This is a genomic window from Rhizobacter sp. P5_A1, assembly GCF_056400745.1.
The window spans coordinates 88,580-104,849 of record NZ_JBFUKR010000001.1; the positions used below are offsets into that span (position 1 = coordinate 88,580).

At 71.0% G+C, this 16,270-nt stretch carries 18 protein-coding genes; 8 read left to right on the top strand and 10 right to left on the bottom strand.

The window, feature by feature from the left end; translation table 11 throughout:
• Positions 1-149 precede the first annotated feature (149 nt).
• The 4 genes from pgi to AC1DTW_RS00465 form a co-directional block, all read right to left on the bottom strand.
• Positions 150-1,775 (bottom strand): glucose-6-phosphate isomerase, encoded by a 1,626-nt coding sequence (gene pgi / locus AC1DTW_RS00450; protein WP_477977985.1) that lies wholly within the window; start codon positions 1,773-1,775, stop codon positions 150-152.
• Positions 1,776-1,860: 85 nt separating this feature from the next.
• Positions 1,861-2,811 (bottom strand): transaldolase, encoded by a 951-nt coding sequence (tal, locus tag AC1DTW_RS00455; RefSeq protein ID WP_477977987.1) that lies wholly within the window; start codon positions 2,809-2,811, stop codon positions 1,861-1,863.
• 131 nt (positions 2,812-2,942) lie between these two features.
• Positions 2,943-3,812 carry a hypothetical protein gene (locus tag AC1DTW_RS00460; protein ID WP_477977989.1) on the bottom strand — a complete coding sequence of 290 codons (870 nt, stop codon included), beginning with the start codon at positions 3,810-3,812 and terminating at the stop codon, positions 2,943-2,945.
• Between the two features lie 20 nt (positions 3,813-3,832).
• Entirely contained in the window at positions 3,833-5,116 is a 1,284-nt protein-coding gene (locus tag AC1DTW_RS00465) for a helix-turn-helix domain-containing protein (protein ID WP_477977991.1), read from the bottom strand.
• 63 nt (positions 5,117-5,179) lie between these two features.
• Here AC1DTW_RS00465 and zwf point away from each other — a divergent pair, with 63 nt between their 5' ends.
• Both zwf and AC1DTW_RS00475 read left to right on the top strand, forming a co-directional pair.
• Positions 5,180-6,625, top strand: a complete 1,446-nt coding sequence (gene zwf, locus AC1DTW_RS00470) for a glucose-6-phosphate dehydrogenase (protein ID WP_477977993.1) — start codon at positions 5,180-5,182, stop codon at positions 6,623-6,625.
• Positions 6,626-6,679: 54 nt separating this feature from the next.
• On the top strand, positions 6,680-7,546 hold the full coding sequence (locus AC1DTW_RS00475; protein ID WP_477977995.1) for a MurR/RpiR family transcriptional regulator: 867 nt from the start codon (positions 6,680-6,682) through the stop codon (positions 7,544-7,546).
• Between the two features lie 19 nt (positions 7,547-7,565).
• Here the strand turns inward: AC1DTW_RS00475 and AC1DTW_RS00480 are convergent, their stop codons facing one another.
• Complete coding sequence (locus tag AC1DTW_RS00480; RefSeq protein ID WP_477977997.1) at positions 7,566-8,078, bottom strand: OmpA family protein; 513 nt, start codon at positions 8,076-8,078, stop codon at positions 7,566-7,568.
• Positions 8,079-8,201: 123 nt separating this feature from the next.
• Here AC1DTW_RS00480 and AC1DTW_RS00485 point away from each other — a divergent pair, with 123 nt between their 5' ends.
• Positions 8,202-8,828: a CDP-alcohol phosphatidyltransferase family protein gene (locus AC1DTW_RS00485; RefSeq protein ID WP_477977999.1), complete on the top strand. Its 627-nt coding sequence runs from the start codon at positions 8,202-8,204 to the stop codon at positions 8,826-8,828.
• A gap of 15 nt (positions 8,829-8,843) precedes the next feature.
• Here the strand turns inward: AC1DTW_RS00485 and AC1DTW_RS00490 are convergent, their stop codons facing one another.
• Positions 8,844-9,137 carry a DUF2442 domain-containing protein gene (locus AC1DTW_RS00490; RefSeq protein WP_477978001.1) on the bottom strand — a complete coding sequence of 98 codons (294 nt, stop codon included), beginning with the start codon at positions 9,135-9,137 and terminating at the stop codon, positions 8,844-8,846.
• Between the two features lie 151 nt (positions 9,138-9,288).
• On the bottom strand, positions 9,289-9,615 hold the full coding sequence (locus tag AC1DTW_RS00495) for a hypothetical protein (RefSeq protein WP_477978003.1): 327 nt from the start codon (positions 9,613-9,615) through the stop codon (positions 9,289-9,291).
• 101 nt (positions 9,616-9,716) lie between these two features.
• On the opposite strand from AC1DTW_RS00495, the gene AC1DTW_RS00500 reads away from it, so the two are divergent.
• Together AC1DTW_RS00500 and AC1DTW_RS00505 are read left to right on the top strand one after the other, a co-directional pair.
• Positions 9,717-10,028, top strand: coding sequence for an ATPase with chaperone activity (locus AC1DTW_RS00500; RefSeq protein WP_477978005.1), 312 nt, complete (start codon positions 9,717-9,719; stop codon positions 10,026-10,028).
• Positions 10,029-10,066: 38 nt separating this feature from the next.
• Entirely contained in the window at positions 10,067-12,295 is a 2,229-nt protein-coding gene (locus tag AC1DTW_RS00505; protein ID WP_477978007.1) for a helicase-related protein, read from the top strand.
• Between the two features lie 15 nt (positions 12,296-12,310).
• On the opposite strand, the gene AC1DTW_RS00510 is transcribed toward AC1DTW_RS00505, so the two are convergent.
• Both AC1DTW_RS00510 and AC1DTW_RS00515 read right to left on the bottom strand, forming a co-directional pair.
• Positions 12,311-12,700 carry a VOC family protein gene (locus AC1DTW_RS00510; RefSeq protein ID WP_477978009.1) on the bottom strand — a complete coding sequence of 130 codons (390 nt, stop codon included), beginning with the start codon at positions 12,698-12,700 and terminating at the stop codon, positions 12,311-12,313.
• A gap of 70 nt (positions 12,701-12,770) precedes the next feature.
• Positions 12,771-12,974, bottom strand: coding sequence for a hypothetical protein (locus AC1DTW_RS00515; protein ID WP_477978010.1), 204 nt, complete (start codon positions 12,972-12,974; stop codon positions 12,771-12,773).
• A 185-nt stretch (positions 12,975-13,159) separates the two neighbouring features.
• Here AC1DTW_RS00515 and AC1DTW_RS00520 point away from each other — a divergent pair, with 185 nt between their 5' ends.
• The 3 genes from AC1DTW_RS00520 to AC1DTW_RS00530 all read left to right on the top strand — a co-directional run bounded on the left by AC1DTW_RS00520 (position 13,160) and on the right by AC1DTW_RS00530 (position 15,481).
• The gene (locus AC1DTW_RS00520) at positions 13,160-13,894 is read left to right on the top strand and encodes a ribonuclease activity regulator RraA (protein WP_477978011.1); all 735 of its coding nucleotides are present in this window, start codon (positions 13,160-13,162) and stop codon (positions 13,892-13,894) included.
• Complete coding sequence (locus AC1DTW_RS00525) at positions 13,894-14,982, top strand: malate/lactate/ureidoglycolate dehydrogenase (protein WP_477978013.1); 1,089 nt, start codon at positions 13,894-13,896, stop codon at positions 14,980-14,982. The genes AC1DTW_RS00520 and AC1DTW_RS00525 overlap by 1 nt, the downstream gene beginning before the upstream one ends.
• Before the next feature lie 115 nt (positions 14,983-15,097).
• Positions 15,098-15,481 carry a response regulator gene (locus tag AC1DTW_RS00530; RefSeq protein WP_477978015.1) on the top strand — a complete coding sequence of 128 codons (384 nt, stop codon included), beginning with the start codon at positions 15,098-15,100 and terminating at the stop codon, positions 15,479-15,481.
• Positions 15,482-15,545: 64 nt separating this feature from the next.
• On the opposite strand, the gene AC1DTW_RS00535 is transcribed toward AC1DTW_RS00530, so the two are convergent.
• A complete protein-coding gene (locus tag AC1DTW_RS00535) occupies positions 15,546-16,136 on the bottom strand; it encodes a helix-turn-helix domain-containing protein (protein ID WP_477978017.1) in 591 nt (196 codons plus the stop codon).
• Positions 16,137-16,270 lie beyond the last annotated feature (134 nt).

Genomic DNA, 16,270 nt, shown 5'->3' on the forward strand with positions numbered 1-16,270 from the left:
GATTTCCCCTGCGCCGCCGCCCCCGGAGTGCGGGGTGCCGTTCGCGACTGTGCACCCGGCGTGACGATTCGTACAGCTGCAGTCGCGTGCGCCGCACCGGCGCTCGGCGCCACGAAATCGACGCCGAAGTTCGCAGGGAGATCCGAAGCTCAGTCGCGCAGGCGGCGCAGCAGCGCGGCGGTCGACGCATCGAGCCCGTCGACCGCGCCGGACGCAAAGCGCGGCAGCAGGTCGCTGGCGAGCGCCTTGCCGAGCTCGACGCCCCACTGGTCGAAGCTGTTGATGCCCCACAGCGCACCGCTGGTGAACACGCGGTGTTCGTAGAGCGCGATCAGCGCGCCGAGTGCGCGCGGCGTGAGCTGCTCGAGCACGATCGTCGTGCTCGGGCGGTTGCCGGGGAAGCTGCGGTGCTTCGCGAGGGTCGCCGCGTCGAGCTGCTTCGATGCGGTCGGCGCGCTCTCGGAGAGCGCCTGCGCGCTCGTCTTGCCCTGCATCAGCGCCTGCGCCTGCGCCAGGCCGTTGGCCTGCAGCATCGTGTGCTGGCGCTCCAGCTGCTCGAGCAGCGGGCCGTGCAGGTTGCCGATGCCGTGCGTCGCGTGCTTGACGAGGATGAATTCGACCGGGATCACGTCGGTGCCCTGGTGCAGCATCTGGAAGTACGCGTGCTGGCCGTTCGTGCCCGGCTCGCCCCAGACGACCGGGCTGGTCGCGAACGGCACCGGCTCGCCGTCGAGGTCGACGCACTTGCCGTTGCTCTCCATCTCGAGCTGCTGCAGGTACGCCGGCAGGCGCCTCAGGCCCTGGTGGTAGGGCGCCACGCAGCGACTCGTGAAGCCGTGGAAGTTGCGGTACCAGACATCGATCAGCCCGAGCAGCAGCGGCAGGTTCTTCGCGGCCGGCGCCTTCGCGAAATGCTCGTCCATCGCGTGCGCGCCGGCAAGCAGCGCGCGGAAATGCTCGGCGCCGATCGCCAGCGCGATCGGCAGACCGATCGCCGACCACAGCGAATAGCGCCCGCCGACCCAGTCCCAGAAGCCGAAGGTCGTCTTGATGCCGAACTGCGCGGCGGCCTCGATGTGGGTCGTGGTCGCGACGAAATGCTTCGCGATGTCGGTGCCGCCGGCGCCCAGGAACCATGCCCTCGCGGCGTGCGCGTTGGCCATCGTCTCCTGCGTCGTGAAGGTCTTGCTGGCGACGATGAACAGTGTCTCGGCGGGTTTGAGCTTGCGCAGCACCGGCACGATGTCGTGGCCGTCGACGTTCGAGACGAAGTGAAGCGTCAGGCGCGGGTGCGCGAACGCATCGAGCGCCGGGACGACCATCTGCGGCCCGAGGTCGCTGCCGCCGATGCCGATGTTGACGATGTGCCGGATGCCGCTCGAAGCGGTGTCGCGCACGCCCTCGACATACGCGAACATCGCGTCGAGCACGCCTTGCACGTCGGCGCTGAACGGCCCCTTGCCGCGCGGCGCGCGCAATGCGGTGTGCAGCACCGCGCGGCCCTCGGTCGTGTTGATCGGGTCGCCGCGCAGCATCGCGTCGCGCCGCGCCTCGACCTCGCACTCGCGCGCCAGGTCGAGCAGGAAGTGCAAGGTCGCGGTGTCGATGCGGTTCTTCGACAGGTCGGCGAAGACCTCGGGCGCCTCGAAGCTCAGCGCACCGAAACGGCCGGCATCGCGCGCGAATGCGTCGCGCAGATCGAAGTCGCGACCGTGCGCTTCGTAGTGCCCCGCCAGGGCCGCCCAGGCCTCGGTTCGGTCACAGCGCGGATTCATGTCAACCCCTTGTCCGATGAGTACATCGGCCGATCCCCCGAGGGGATGCGGGCCGGCTTGGGAGCGGCCCGGCGCTCGGCCCGGGTCACTTCAGCCCCTCGATCAGCTTCTCGAGCTTGACGGCATCGGCCGCGAACGCGCGGATGCCCTCGGCGAGCTTCTCGGTCGCCATCGCGTCGTCGTTCAACGCGAAGCGAAAAGTCGCCTCGTTGTAGGTCACCGCATGGATCGGCGCCGCGCTCGCGGCCTTCGGGTCGAGCGCGCGCGGCAGCGGCGCGTCGTTCGCCTGCAGCTCGCCGAGCAGCTCGGGGCTGATCGTCAGCAGGTCGCAACCCGCGAGCGCCTGGATCTGCCCGATGTTGCGGAAGCTCGCGCCCATCACCTCGGTGTCGATGCCGAACTTCTTGTAGTAGGTGTAGATCTGCGCAACCGACTTGACGCCCGGGTCGTTCGCGCCGGCGCGGTCGGCTTCGTCCCAGCTCGCGCCGGCGTTCTTCTTGTGCCAGTCGTAGATGCGGCCGACGAACGGCGAGATCAGCTGCGCATCCGCCTCGCCGCAGGCCACGGCCTGGCAGAACGCGAACAGCAGCGTCATGTTGCAGCGGATGCCCTCGTGCTGCAGCACGCGCGCGGCCTGGATGCCCTCCCAGGTCGACGCGAGCTTGATCAGGATGCGTCCGCGCGCGATGCCGGCCTCTTCGTACATCGCGATCAGGCGGTGCGCCTTCGCGACGCTCGCCGCGCAGTCGAAACTCAGCCGCGCGTCGACCTCGGTCGAGACGCGCCCCGGCACGATCTTCAGGATCTCCAGCCCGAAGCGCACCAGCACCTCGTCGACGATCGCCTCGAGCGGCTCGCCGCGGTGCGCCGCGACCGTCTCCTGCAGCAGCGGCGCGTACTCGGGCTTCTGCACCGCCTTCAGGATCAGCGACGGGTTCGTCGTCGCGTCGCGCGGCGTGTACTGCGCGAGCTGCTTGAAGTCGCCGCTGTCGGCGACGACGGTGGTGAACTGCTTGAGCTGGTCGAGTTGGTTCATGGCGGGCCGGCGCGGTGTTCGTCAGGCGTCGATTAGAACCCGGCCCGCCGGCAAAGGTTGCGCCTGGCTTGCAGCTTGTTTGCCGAAAGTAACCCGCGCGGCACGCGCCGCGCGTCGCGTTGGCGGTCGCGTCAGCCGGCGAGCCCGGCGATGCTTTCGGCGCACCAGGACTTGTCGCCTTCGTCCAGCTGCTCGAACGCTTCGCGGGCCCGCGCCAGCGCCTGCGCGTGGCCGGTCGCGTTGCCGGCGGCGCGCTCGACCCGGCCGAGCGCCTCCCAGCCGAACAGCCGTTCGAGCGCGGCGCCGTCGTTGGCCGCGACGATCTCCAGGCAGGCCTGCGCATGCTCGCGGGCGCGCGCCAGGTCGCCAGCCTGCAGCCAGGTGTTCGCGAGCCGGTATTCGGCGCGCTCGGTTTCGAGCCAGGTGCCGGCGATGGCCCAGTAGTGGCGTGCGGTCTGCGCCGCCAGGATCATCAGCGCGCGGTCGTCGGCGCTGCGCTGCGGCTTCTGCTCGAGTGCGCTCGCGAGGTTGTTGCCGGTGACCGCGAGTGCGCGGTTCATCGGGTCGCTCGCCGGCAGGCCCGAGCGCTGCGCGAGGTCGAGCGCGTCGTGCAGCAGCCGGCTCGCGCGGGCGGTGTCGCGTTCGGCGAGGCTCGAGGCCGCCATCGCGCCGACGCGAATGCGGTCGGACGGCGACAGCGCGTCGAGCTCCGCGCCGTCGCCGGCCGCGAGCCGCAGGCCGGCGAGGCTGCGCGTGCGCGCCTGCCCGCTCGCCCCGTCGGGCGCGAATGCGGGCAGCCGCGCCAGCCGCTCGACGAACGCGATGGCCTGCTGCCATTGCCCCAGGTGCTCGCCGTAGACGTGCTGCCCGAGGTTCATCAGCTGGTTCAGCTGCGCCTCGTCGCCGACCAGCGGCAGCGCCTCGCCGAGTCGTTCGGCGACGGCCTGCGCGGCGTTGACGTGGTCGTCCCAGGCCTTGCCGATGAAGGTGTCGAAGTCCATGGCGTGTTCCCCCTGAGGCGCTACGGTAGCGGCTCCGCGCCGGCCGGGCCAGGGACATGCGGTGACATCGTCTGCAGCGCGGCGACCATGCGCGGCGCACCGAGCCGCTCGAACAGGGCAATCGCGCGGCACGCCGCGGCACGCGCCGCGGGCGCGGCGCCGCGCGCCTCGTGTGCCAGCACCAGCTCATGCTCGATCCAGGCCGCCTCGACCGGGAAGGCCGCGGCCAGCCGCAGGCCATCCTCGAGCGCGATGCAAGCGTCTTCCGGGCGGCCGACCAGGCGCAGCACCCGGCCTTCGAATTCGCGGTTGAAGCCTTCCTCGATGCCGAGGCGGGCGAACGCCGTCTTGCCGGCCGCCAACGCATCGAGCGCCGCCGCGGCTCGACCGCGGCGTGCGTGGATGTCGGCCTGCACCAGCGCGCCCATCGCGACACCGCGCCGGTAGTCGCCATGCGCGGCATGCGCCGCGGCCGCCTCGGCGTGCGGCGCCGCCACATCGACCGCGTCGCGCCGCAACGCGAGGATCGCGAGCGCGCAGTGGTTGATGCTGCGCTGCATCGGCGTGCCGGCGAGCAGGTACAGGTCGCGCGCCGCGAGCAGTTCGCGCTCGCCGGCCTCGAACTCGCCGGTCTCGTACAGGTCCATGCCCAGGTTGTTGTGCAGCCCGGCGATCGCCGTCGGCTCGAGGAAGCGGCGCAGCGCGAGCCCGTCGCGCCAATGCTGCTGCGCCTGTGCCGATTCGCCGCGCCAGTGCAGCAGATTCGCGCGCGTGCCGTGCGCGCCGGCGAGCAGCACCTTGTCGTCGCAGCGCTGCGCGGCGTCGAACGCGGCGCGGTTGTAGACCTCGGCCTCGGCCAGCTTGCTCTGGCGCCAGCACGCGATGCTCAGCCGGTGGTACAGCGTGCCCAGCACATGCAGCGGCAGATCGGGCACCGCGACGGCCTTCAGCAGGCGCTCGATCACGTCCCATTCGCCGACCGGGCCGAGCGTGTCGAGCAGCGAACTCGTCGCGAGCAGCGCACCCGCGGCGCGTTGATCGGCGGCCGACGCCAGGTCGATCGCCGCTCGCGGCAGTTCGAGCTCTTCGACGCGGCAACCCAGCACCGCGGCCAGCGCGAGCGCATTGGCGGGCTGGATCGTGCGCACCTGGCCGTGCAGCCAGCGGATCACGGTCTTCTTGTCGACACCGACCTGCTCGGCCAGCCACCACTGCTTCAGCCCGAGCTCGGCGACGCGGTTGCGCAGCCAGGCGCTGTTCAGCGTGAGGGCCGCGGCGTTGACCGGCGCAGGAAACTTGGGCATCATAATCATTGAAACTAAGTTACATCACGCTTCACTTCTCAAAGACGACGCGACCTCTGCAGCATGTCATTCGACCTTGTTTTCTTCGGCGGCACCGGCGACCTGACCTGGCGCAAGCTGATGCCCGCACTGTTCCAGGCCTTCCGCCACGGCAAGCTGCCGCCCGATGGCCGCATTCTCGCGGTCGCCCGCGACGACCAGACCGACGAGCATTACCGCGCCTGGATCAAGGAGCGCTTCCAGGACGTCGAAGGCGCGAAGCGCCCGAGCGACGAGGAATTTGCGAAGTTCGCCGAGATGCTGCATTACCGGCGCCTCGACCTGTCGCAGCCCGAGCACTACCAGCGCCTGAAGGACTGGTTGACCGAACGCACGGCCGACACCGTCGTGCTCTACCTCGCGACCAGTCCGTACCTGTTCCCGCAGATCTGCGCGCAGCTCGGCGCTGTCGGGCTGAACACGCCGCGCATCCGCGTCGTGCTCGAGAAGCCGCTCGGCCACGACCTCGCCAGCGCGCAGGAGATCAACCGCGTCGTGCGCTCGGTGTTCAAGGAGGAACAGGCCTTCCGCATCGACCACTACCTCGGCAAGCCCTCGGTGCAGAACCTGATGGCGCTGCGCTTCGGCAACGTGCTGTTCGAGCCGCTTTGGCGGCGCGAGAGCATCGCCAACGTGCAGATCACGATCGCCGAAGACTTCGGCGTCGGCACGCGCGGCGACTTCTACGACCGCACCGGCGCGCTGCGCGACATGATCCAGAACCACGCGCTGCAGCTGCTGACGATGGTCGCGATGGAGCCGCCGAGCCGCAACGACGCCGACGCGATCCGCGACGAGAAGCTCAAGGTGCTGCGTTCGCTGAAGCCGTTCACCGACGAAAGCGTCGCGCGCGACGTGGTGCGCGGCCAATACCGCGCCGGCAATGCGCAGGGCAGGAAGGCGGCCGGCTACCTCGAGGAAACCAAGGTGCCGCCGCGCAGCCTGACCGAGACCTTCGTCGCGATCCGCACCGAGGTGCAGAACTGGCGCTGGGCCGGCGTGCCGTTCTACCTGCGCACCGGCAAGCGCCTGGCCTCGCGCGAGGCGCAGATCGTCGTGAACTTCCGGCCGACGCCGCACAACATCTTCCCCGGCGTGAACCAGGCGAACCGGTTCGTGATCAACCTGCAGCCCGAGGACGGCCTCGAGCTGCACCTGCTCGCCGCGAAGGGCACGGGCCAGCATGAGAACCTCTCGCCGGTCTCGCTCGACCTGGACTTCGACAAGGCCTTCGCCGAGAACCGCGTCGGCGCTTACGAGCGGCTGCTGCTCGAGGCGATCGCCGGGCGCCTGAACCTGTTCGTGCGCAGCGACGAGCAGGAGCAGGCCTGGCGCTGGGTCGAACCGGTGCTCGACGCCTGGGCCCGCGAGACGACCGGGCCGCGGCCCTACGCGGCCGGCACCTGGGGCCCCGCGGCCGCCAGTGCGTTGGTCGCCCGCGACGGCTTCGCATGGGCCGAAGAACAATGATCCCGGCAATGGTGCTCGGGCCGCCGCGCCGGGCCGCCCCAAGTCGACATCACCATGCTTGACCGCATCAGGGCCTCGATCCCGGCCCTGCCGCCGGCCGAGCAGCGCGTCGCGAAGCTCGTGCTCGCCGACCCGCGCGCGTTCGCGAGCCTGCCGGTCGTCGAACTGGCCGAGCGCTCGCATGTCAGCAAGCCGACCGTGGTGCGCTTTTGCCGCAGCGTCGGCTACGACGGGCTGACCGACTTCAAGCGCAAGCTCGCCGGCAGCGTCAACGAGGGCGTGCCTTTCGTGCACCGCTCGGTCGACGAGGACGACAAGTGCGCCGACATCGTCGTGAAGGTGATCGACAACGCCGTCAGCGCGTTCCTGAAGTACCGCAACGACGCCGCGAACGGCGCGTTCGAGCGCGCGATCGCCGCGCTGGCCGAGGCCGGACTCAAAGGCCGTCGGATCGAGTTCTACGGCGTCGGCAATTCGGGCATCGTCGCGCAGGACGCGCAGCACAAGTTCTTCCGCCTCGGCGTGCGCGCGACCGCGGTCAGCGACGGCCACGTGCAGGTGATGAGCGCGACGATGCTGCAGCCCGGCGACTGCGCGGTCGTGATCAGCAACTCCGGCCACAGCCGCGACCTGCTCGATGCGGCCGAGATCGCGCGCAAGAAGGGCGCGACGCTGGTCGTGATCACCGCGAGCGCTTCGCCGCTCGCGACGATGGCGATCGGCGCCGGCCAGATCCTGCTCGCGGTCGATCACCCGGAAGACTACGACCGCTACAGCCCGATGGTGTCGCGCCTGCTGCACCTGGTCGTCATCGACATCCTGACGACCGCGGTGGCGCTGCGCCTGCCCGGCGAGCTGCGGCCGATGCTGCAGGAGATCAAGAAGAACCTGCGCGCGAAGCGCTACGCGCGGGCCGAGTGATGCGCGCGCGTCCGCGCCTTCAGTGCGGCGCGTCGGCGACGACGATCTCGACCTGCTCGGCCTGCGTCGCGCCGTTGACCTGCAGCCGCGCCGCCGCGATGCCCTGCCCCATCAGGTAGTCGCGCACGCTGAGCGCGCGGTCGCGGGCCAGCGCCGGCACGCGCGCGGGCGGGTCGGGCGGCGCGCTGACGCGCATCCGCGCGGCCGTCTGCAGCTGGCTCTTCGCGAGCCGGTCGAGCACCGCGGCGAGCGGCGGCTTGACCTTGATCGCCCCGGTGTCGAAGCTGAAGCGCAGCGGCACGGTGGCCCGCAGCGCGCCGTCCTGCTGCATCGAGAAGACCACCGGCGTGCCGCGGAACAACTCGGCCAACCGCACCTGCTCCGACGCCAGCGTCGTGCGCGGCGCCGGCGCGGCGCGCGCTGGTACGGAGCCGGCCGGCGGCGCGGGGGGCGCCGACGGCGTCGTGCCGCATGCGGCGAGCACGGCGATCAACGGCGAGATCAGGAGCGGAAGCGGGAAAGAAGGTCGCATCGCCCGATTACAGCCTGGCGGCGTGTTGCGGGCGTAACCCCTTGTAGCGCGGTGCGCCGCCGCGCGGACGGTCGCTGCCTCGGCAGGCATAGACTGGGCCGCGAAGCACGGAGGACAGCGTTGATGGCCGCGCCCCGACCCCGCCACTTCTCGATGATCCGCGAGTTCCACCTCGCCGATGTGTTCACGCTCGGCAACGCGGCCTGCGGCACGGCGTCGGTGTTCTTCGCGATGCGCTTCGTCGGCAGCCAGGCGCTGGCCGACTTCCTGTGGGCGGCCGCGCTCGCGCCGGTCGCGTTCGTGTTCGACGTGCTCGACGGCCGCATCGCGCGCCGGCGCCACACGCACTCGGCGCTCGGCCGCGAGCTCGATTCGCTGGCCGACGTGATCTCGTTCGGCCTCGGCCCGGCGACGCTGGCCTACGCCGCCGGCCTGAACGGCGGCTGGGATGCGCTGGTGCTGGTCTATTTCGTCTGCTGCGGCGTCTCGCGGCTCGCGCGCTACAACGTCACCGCCGAGGCACTGTCGGCCGGCGCCGACAAGGTCGCGTATTTCGAGGGCACGCCGATACCGACCAGCGTGCTGCTGACCGCGCTGCTCGCGTTCGCGGCCTGGCAGGGGCACATCGGCGCTGCGCTCTACGGCGGCGCGTGGTCGATCGGGCCGTGGACGCTGCACCCGCTGGTGCTGCTGTTCGCGTTGTCGGGCACGCTGATGATCAGCAAGACGCTGCGCATCCCGAAACTGTGAGTGCGCGTGCGCCGTTCAGCGCGACCGACGCGCCTTCGAGCGCTGCGCGTCGCGCACCAGGCGCCGGGCGTTGATCAGCCCGCCGCGGTGGCCGAGGCCCAGCCCGAGCGTCGGCCAGACCAGCCCGAGGCCCTCGTCGACGACGAGCCAGCCGAGCCGATCCTCGAAACTGGCCTGTGCGAGTGCCGGGAATCCGGCGAGGTCAATCCTGAACAGCTGCTGGTTCCGCAACGTGATGTGCAGCTGCCCGCCCTCGAACGCGACGGTGCAGATCCTCAGGTCGTCGTGGGCATCGGCATGGGTCGGCATGGTGGCGGTCGGCGGCGTGTTGACCCGCACAGGGTCGCCGGTCGGCGGGGGCCGGCACGTGAACAACCGTCAACGCGCCGAAATCGGCGCGCGAATCGTTGAATTCTGCCGCCGGCGTTGCGCGGCAAGCCGCGCGCCGTAACTGACTGTTTCAGGAACGGCGGGCCGCGCGCGCGAGCGCCTGGCTCGCGAGCATCTCCGAGCCGACCGAGCGTTCCAGCGGCGAGCGCGACAGGCCGGATTGCGCGTAGTGCATGTTCTCGTACAGCTCGGCCGCGGCCGGATAGGCACCGAGCACGGCTTGAAGCGCGTCGTCGGGGATCTCCTGCGAGAGTGCGGCCGTGAGCTGGCGCACCAGCGCCCGGTATTGATCGGCCCCGACCGCGACGCTGCTGGTCTCGACGCGCTCGAGCAGGCGTGCCAGCGCGATCACGGTCTCGAGGCGGTTTCTCAGGGTTTCGAGTTGCGGTGCGGTCATGGGGTGCTCCAGCGGCGGCCCGGTGCGCGGGCCCATGCACCCCAGCTTTGGGCGCGCGCGTCGAGTTCAAGGGCGCTGCGGCGCGGTGATACAACGCCGCCATGTACGACCACAACCAGCTCGAACTGCCCGCCTCGTTCGTCGCGCTCTTCGTCGATCCCGGCCGCATCAAGCCGAACGCGTCGCGCGCCGTCATCAGCGCGCGCTACGAGTTCTGCGAAGACCTCGCAAACCACCTGTACGAGTACGCGCGGGCGCAGCACCACGACCTCGGCATCACCGAGGGCGACGTGCTCGAACGCGTGCTGCTCGGGCTCGAACAGCCCTCCTCGGGCGTCGACGCGGCCGAGGCACGCTGGGTCGTGCGGCGGCTCGCCGAACTGGAAGGCTGGCCGGCACTCGACGGCCTTTGACGCGTGGGGTCGGCGCGCAGCCGCGACAATGCGGGCACATGCTGACCCAGACCGCCTTGCCCGACACCCCGAACCCACCCAACCCGCGCCACGCCCAGCGTGTGCCGATCCACATCCGCAAGGAGCAGTTCAACCGCATCCGGCAGGCCGCCTACACGCTGCCGCAGGTCGTGAAGCCGGGCGACTACCTCGACGAGCGCAGCAGCAGCTTCGAAGAGCACCTCGACAAGCTCGGCCTCGTGCTGCTGCAGAAGCCCGTCGCCGGCGCGCGCCCGAGCCGCTGGATCGAGCCGGCGCTGATGGACAGCGCGCTCGCGCACCTCGACGCCGTCGGCAGCGGCCCCGGGGTGCGGCCGCTGATGCTGGAGCGCGCCGCCGCGCTCGAAGCGCTCGGCGTCTCGCGCCGCGCCGGCGCGTGGACGCGGCTGATCAGCCATGCGCTGCAGCTCTCGGAACCGGGCTGGCGCGTGCCGGTGCTGTTCCGCGTGCCGGTCGATGCCGGCGCGGTCTGGGCCTTCTTCCGCACCGGCGACAAACCCGCGTTGCTCGCGGCGCTCGGCAAGGTGCCGGCGTATCCGCATGCGGCCGAACTGGTCGAGCACCTCGAGACGCTGATCGCGCGCAGTCGCGCCGACCAGCCGCGGCATCTCGAATCGCTGTTGCCGAGGCTGCAATCGGAGTGCGCGACCCCGCAGCCGCTCGCCGAGCTGAAGACCGCCTGCAGCCGCGCGCAAGACCGCTGGGAGCACCAGGTCGCCGAGCTCGAGACGCTCGAGGGCCTGCACAGCGAACTCGCGTTCCAGGGCTACCCCGACACGTTCCAGAAGGCGCGCCACCTGCAGCGCAGCGTGACGCTGTATGTCGGCCCGCCGAACAGCGGCAAGACGCACGCGGCGTTCGAGCGCCTCGCGCAGGCCTTCGACGGCGCCTACCTCGCGCCGCTGCGCCTGCTCGCGCTCGAAGGCCGCGACCGCCTCGTCGCGCGCGGCGTGCCGACCTCGCTGCTGACCGGCGAGGAGAACGTGCCGGCCGATGCCGCGCGCGTCGTCAGCAGCACGATCGAGATGGTCGGCACGAACAAGCCGATCGACGTCGCGGTGATCGACGAGGCGCAGATGATCTTCGACCCGTCGCGCGGCTGGGCCTGGACGCAGGCGATCGTCGCGGTGCCCGCCAACGAGGTCATCATCATCTGCTCGGCCTACGCGGTGCCGGCGATCGAGAACCTGCTCGGGCTGTGCGGCGAGCGCGCGACCGTCAAGCACTTCGGCCGCAAGCAGCATGTCGACCTGCTGCCGCATCCGGTGCCGATCGCATCGCTGAAGCTCGGCGACGCGGTCGTCGCGTTCAGCCGCCGCGACGTGCTGATGCTGCGCGACCAGATCGCCGCCGGCGGCCACCCGGTCTCGGTGATCTACGGCGCGCTGCCGCCGGAGGTGCGCAGGCGCGAGGCCGAGCGTTTCGCGACCGGCGAGTCGCACATCCTGGTCGCGACCGACGCGATCGGCATGGGCCTGAACCTGCCGATCCGCCGCGTGCTGTTCAGCACGATGACCAAGTTCGACGGCCAGGGCGACCGGCCGCTGAACGAGTCCGAGGTGCACCAGATCGCCGGCCGCGCCGGGCGTTTCGGCCTTCACGAAGAAGGCTTCGCCGGGGTGCTGAAAGAAGCCGAGCCCTCCGCCGCGCGCATGCTGAAGGAGCTGCTGCACAAGACGCCGCGCGCGCCGGACGACTTCAAGGCGCCGGTCGCGCCGAACGGCTGGCACGTCGACACGATCGCGTCGCGCCTGCACAAGACCCGGCTGCGCGAGGTGCTCGGCGTGTTCATGGAGCAGCTCAGGCTCGACGACGCGCACTTCGCGGTCGCCGAACTCGAGCAGATGCTCGAGCTCGCCGAGCAGCTCGATCGCGTCGCCGCGAAGCTGACGCTGAAGGAGCGCTTCATCTACGCGCAGGCGCCGGTCGACACACGCACCGAGTCGCAGGTGCAGGCCTATCTCGACTGGGCTTCCAGCCACGCGCTGACCGGCCAGGCGGGCGCGCCGTGGTTTCTCGACGATGTCGACAGCCACAGCCGGCTCGAACGCATGGAACAGGCGCTGCGCGCCTGCACGCTGTGGCTCTGGCTGGACCTGCGCTTCCCCGGCGTCTACGGCCACGTCGAGCGTGTGCTCGCGCTGCGCGGCAGCCTGAACGACGGCATCGAGCGGCAGCTGAAGGGCAAGCGCCCGCTCGCGGCAGCGCGCCGCAACGGGCGACGCTGAGGCGCGCGGGCTGCGTCAGCCCGCCGGCCCCAGATCCTGGATCAGCGCGAGGATGTTGCCCTCGCTGTCCTTGAACCACGCGGCCTTCGCGCCGCCGGCGATGATCGCGCCGCTCGGGCTGCGCGCGCCGGGCATGTCGTAGTCCTCGAACTTCACGCCGCGGGCCTTCAGCGCGACGATCTCGCGGTCGACATCGTCGACCTGCCAGAACGCCTGGCTCGCCTTCGAGGTGCCGGCGTTCGGGGTCGGGTACAAGAACGCCGCGGTGTGCTGGCCGAACTCGTAGATCACGCCGCCGGCGACCTCGGCCTTCGGCTTGAAGCCGAGTTGGCCCTCGTAGAAGCGGCGTGCGCGGTCCACGTCGGCAGCCGGCAGATAGGCGTACATCGGGGATTGCTGCAGCATCGTCTTCTCCTTCGGTGGCAGTCAACAGACGACGAACGACGCGCCCGCGAATCGACACCGGCCCGGTGCGTCAACCCGGCGTCGCGCCGGCGAGCGGCCGAGCACCGCCCGGCAAGGCGGCCTGCTGCAGCGCACCGATCGCGCGCTCGGTCGCGGCGAGATCGTTCGCCAGCCGATCGATCGTGCCGCTGTGCCATGGGCGCGTGCGGTAGGCGATCGCGAGTTCCTGCTTCAGCCGAAAGTAGCGGCTCATCAAAGGTTCAAGTTGCATCATTCGTGAGGCTCCTGGGTCCGCGAAGTATCGAAACGGGCCGACCCGCAGCGTGTAAGACAACCGGCCGTTGCGGCTTCGGAGAGCCGCCCGGGCATCGGCCGCTGCCCCTGCCCGCGCGCCGCAACGCGGGCCCGCGTAAAAACGGTTACCGTCGCCGACGCGCTCACAACGATCCACGAGGTCCCATGGAAACCGAATCGCTCCCGCTCGATGCTGCGGTGATCCGCACGCTCGGCGCGGTCTCGACCGCCACGATCACGACCGTGCTGCTGAAGAAGGGCCTGCGCAACGTGTGGCTGCGCGGCACGCGGCCGCTCGCACCCGGCCAGCCGCGGCGCGTCGGCCGCGCGTTCACGCTGCGCTTCGTGCCGGCGCGCGAAGACCTCGCGACGCCCGCATCGTGGGCCTCGCCGATCTCGACGCGCGCCGCGATCGAGGCGATGCCGGCCGGCTGCATCGCGGTCGTCGGCGCGATGGGCGTCACCGACGCCGGGATCTTCGGCGACATCCTGTGCGCGCGGATGCAGAAGCGCGGCGTCGCCGGGCTCGTCAGCGACGGCGTCGTGCGCGACCTCGCCGGCGTGCTCGCGACCGGCCTGCCGGTGTGGTGCCAGGGCACGGCCGCGCCGGCCTCGGTGACCGGGTTGACCTTCGTCGGCTGGCAGGAGCCGATCGACTGCGGCGGCGTCGCGGTGTTCCCGAACGACGTGATCGTCGTCGATGCCGACGGCGCGGTGCTGATCCCGGCGGCGCTGCTCGACGAGGTGATCGACGCCAGCGTCGAGCAGGAGCGGCTCGAGGGCTGGATCATGGGCGAGGTCGAGGCCGGCGTGGCGCTGCCGGGCCTGTACCCGCCGAACGACGCGACCCGCGTGCGCTACCGCGCCTGGGTTGCGGCGCAGCCGAAGGGCGAGGCCTGATGAACACCTTGATGCACACGATCGCCGTCGAGCCGCTGCGCGCCGCGGTGCACGAGCTGATGCTCGGCTTCGGCAGCCTGCCGCGCGAGATCGAGCTGGTCGCCGACAACCTGATCCAGGCCAACCTGACTGGGCACGACTCGCATGGCATCGGCATGCTGCCGCGCTACGCGAACGCGTTCCTCGAAGGCGGCCTGACACCCAACGCGCACGTGCAGACGCGCCTCGACAGCGCGACGCTGCTCGCGCTCGACGGCCAGGCCGGCTTCGGCCAGGTGATCGGGTTCGAGGCGATGGAGCTCGGCATCGCGCGGGCGAAGACGCATGGCAGCTGCATCGTCGCGCTCGCGAACTCGCACCACCTGTGCCGCATCGGCGCGTGGGCCGAGATGGCGGTCGCCGAGGGCCTGGTCTCGATGCACTTCGTCAACGTGATCTCGCGGCCGATCGTCGCGCCCTGGGGCGGGCGCGACGCGCGCTTCGGCACGAACCCGTTTGCGGTCGGCATCCCGGTGCCGGGGCGCGCGCCGGTGATCCTCGACCTCGCGACCAGCGTCGTCGCGCAAGGCAAGACACGGGTCGCGCACAACAAGGGCGAACAGCTCGCGCCGGGCCAGCTGCTGGACGACCGCGGCGAGCCGACGACCGACCCGAAGTTCGGTGTCGTCGAGCCGCTCGGCGCGCTGCGCACCTTCGGCGAGCACAAGGGCTTCGGCCTGGCGCTGGTGTGCGAGCTGCTCGGCGGCGCGCTCGCCGGCGGCCTGGCGACGCACGGCCCGGCCGACGGGAAGCAGCGCGTGCTCAACGGCATGCTGACGGTGCTGTTCGACCCGCTAAGGCTCGGCGAGGCGGCCGTCTACACGCACGAGATGCAGGCCTTCCTGGACTGGGTCGTGGCCTCGAAGCCGCAGGCCGGCATCGATCACGTGCGCGTCGCCGGCGAGCCGGAGCGCGAGAGCCGCGCGCAGCGGCTCGCGCACGGCATCCCGGTCGATGCGACGACCTGGATCGAGCTGCTCGCCGCGGCCGCGAAACTGGGGCGCGATCCGGCCGCGGTGAACCGCCTCGCGGGCCTCGCGGCGGCGTGATGCGCGGCAGCGCCTGACGAGTCAGCGCGACGGCCTTCATCGGCAGCGCTTCCTCAGACCGGCCAACCGGGTCGCGTCCTACACCGCGATCGGGCGTCGACTGCTACGGTAGGGTATGGCGAAGCTGAAAGCCTATCTGGTTGAAGACAGCCCGATCATCCGAGAGAACCTGATCGCGGCGCTGGAAGAGCTCGCGCCGGTCGAGGTCATCGGCACCGCCGACGACGAGCGCTCGGCGATCGACTGGCTGACCTCGGTTTCGCCCGCCTGCGATCTCGTCATCGTCGACCTGTTCCTGAAAGCGGGTTCGGGCCTGGGCGTGCTGCGTGCGGCGCAACGCCTGGACCGGACGACGCGGCTGATCGTGCTCAGCAACTATGCGACCGCGGACATGCGCCGCACCTGCGAAGCGCTGGGCGCGAGCCGGGTGTTCGACAAGTCCGGCGAGGTCGACGAGCTGATCGGCTATTGCGAGCAGCTGGCTGCCGAGGCCACGTAGTCCGCGCAGCGGCGGACATGGCCGGCGCTGAATAAATCATTCAGCGCTGGCGCGCCACGCGCCCCTAAGCTGGCGCCGCATGAAGCTCGCGAACATCCTCGACCAGGCGCACGAAACTCCCGTCCGACAACTGGAAGCGCACCCAGCGCATCGCACCCGCGTGGATCGTGACGGCGTCGCTGTCGCGCTCGCGCGTGTGGAACTCGATCGCCGGCGGCGTCGGGCCGAACCAGCCGTGCCCGGCGAGGCGCGCCTCCGCCGCGACGATGTCCTCGCTCGCATAGCGCCACAGCGAGCGGCCCATCAGCTGGCTCGTCGGCACCTTGAAGCGGGCCTCGCGCGCCGGCGATGCGGCGAGCAGCCGGTGCGTCAGGTCGCAGACCAGGTGCACCGGCGCGGCCGACTGCCGCACCAGCCGCGCGAGCACGCGGTCGGCATCGCTGTCGAGCCGCGCGGCCATCAGGCCACGCAGCCGATCGGCCTCGTCGGGCGACGGCGGACTCTGGCCGTTCTCCCAGCGCGAAACCGTGGCCTGCGAGACGCCGAGCAGCTGCGCCGCATGCAGCTGCTTGATGCGTCGCAGCGCGCGCCAGGTGCGCAACGAGCGCCCGAGCGCACGTTCGTCGCCGCTGCTGATCCGAAGGACGGTGGCCATGCTGCAGACGATGTTAGCGCCGGCCTTGCGCCATGAGACATCCAGCGCCCAACCGAGCGCGACGGGCCGCCGCGCCGGGCCGCCCCAAGCAAGGCCCGGCCCTCTCGGAGGGTCGATCGACGTACCCGGCGATC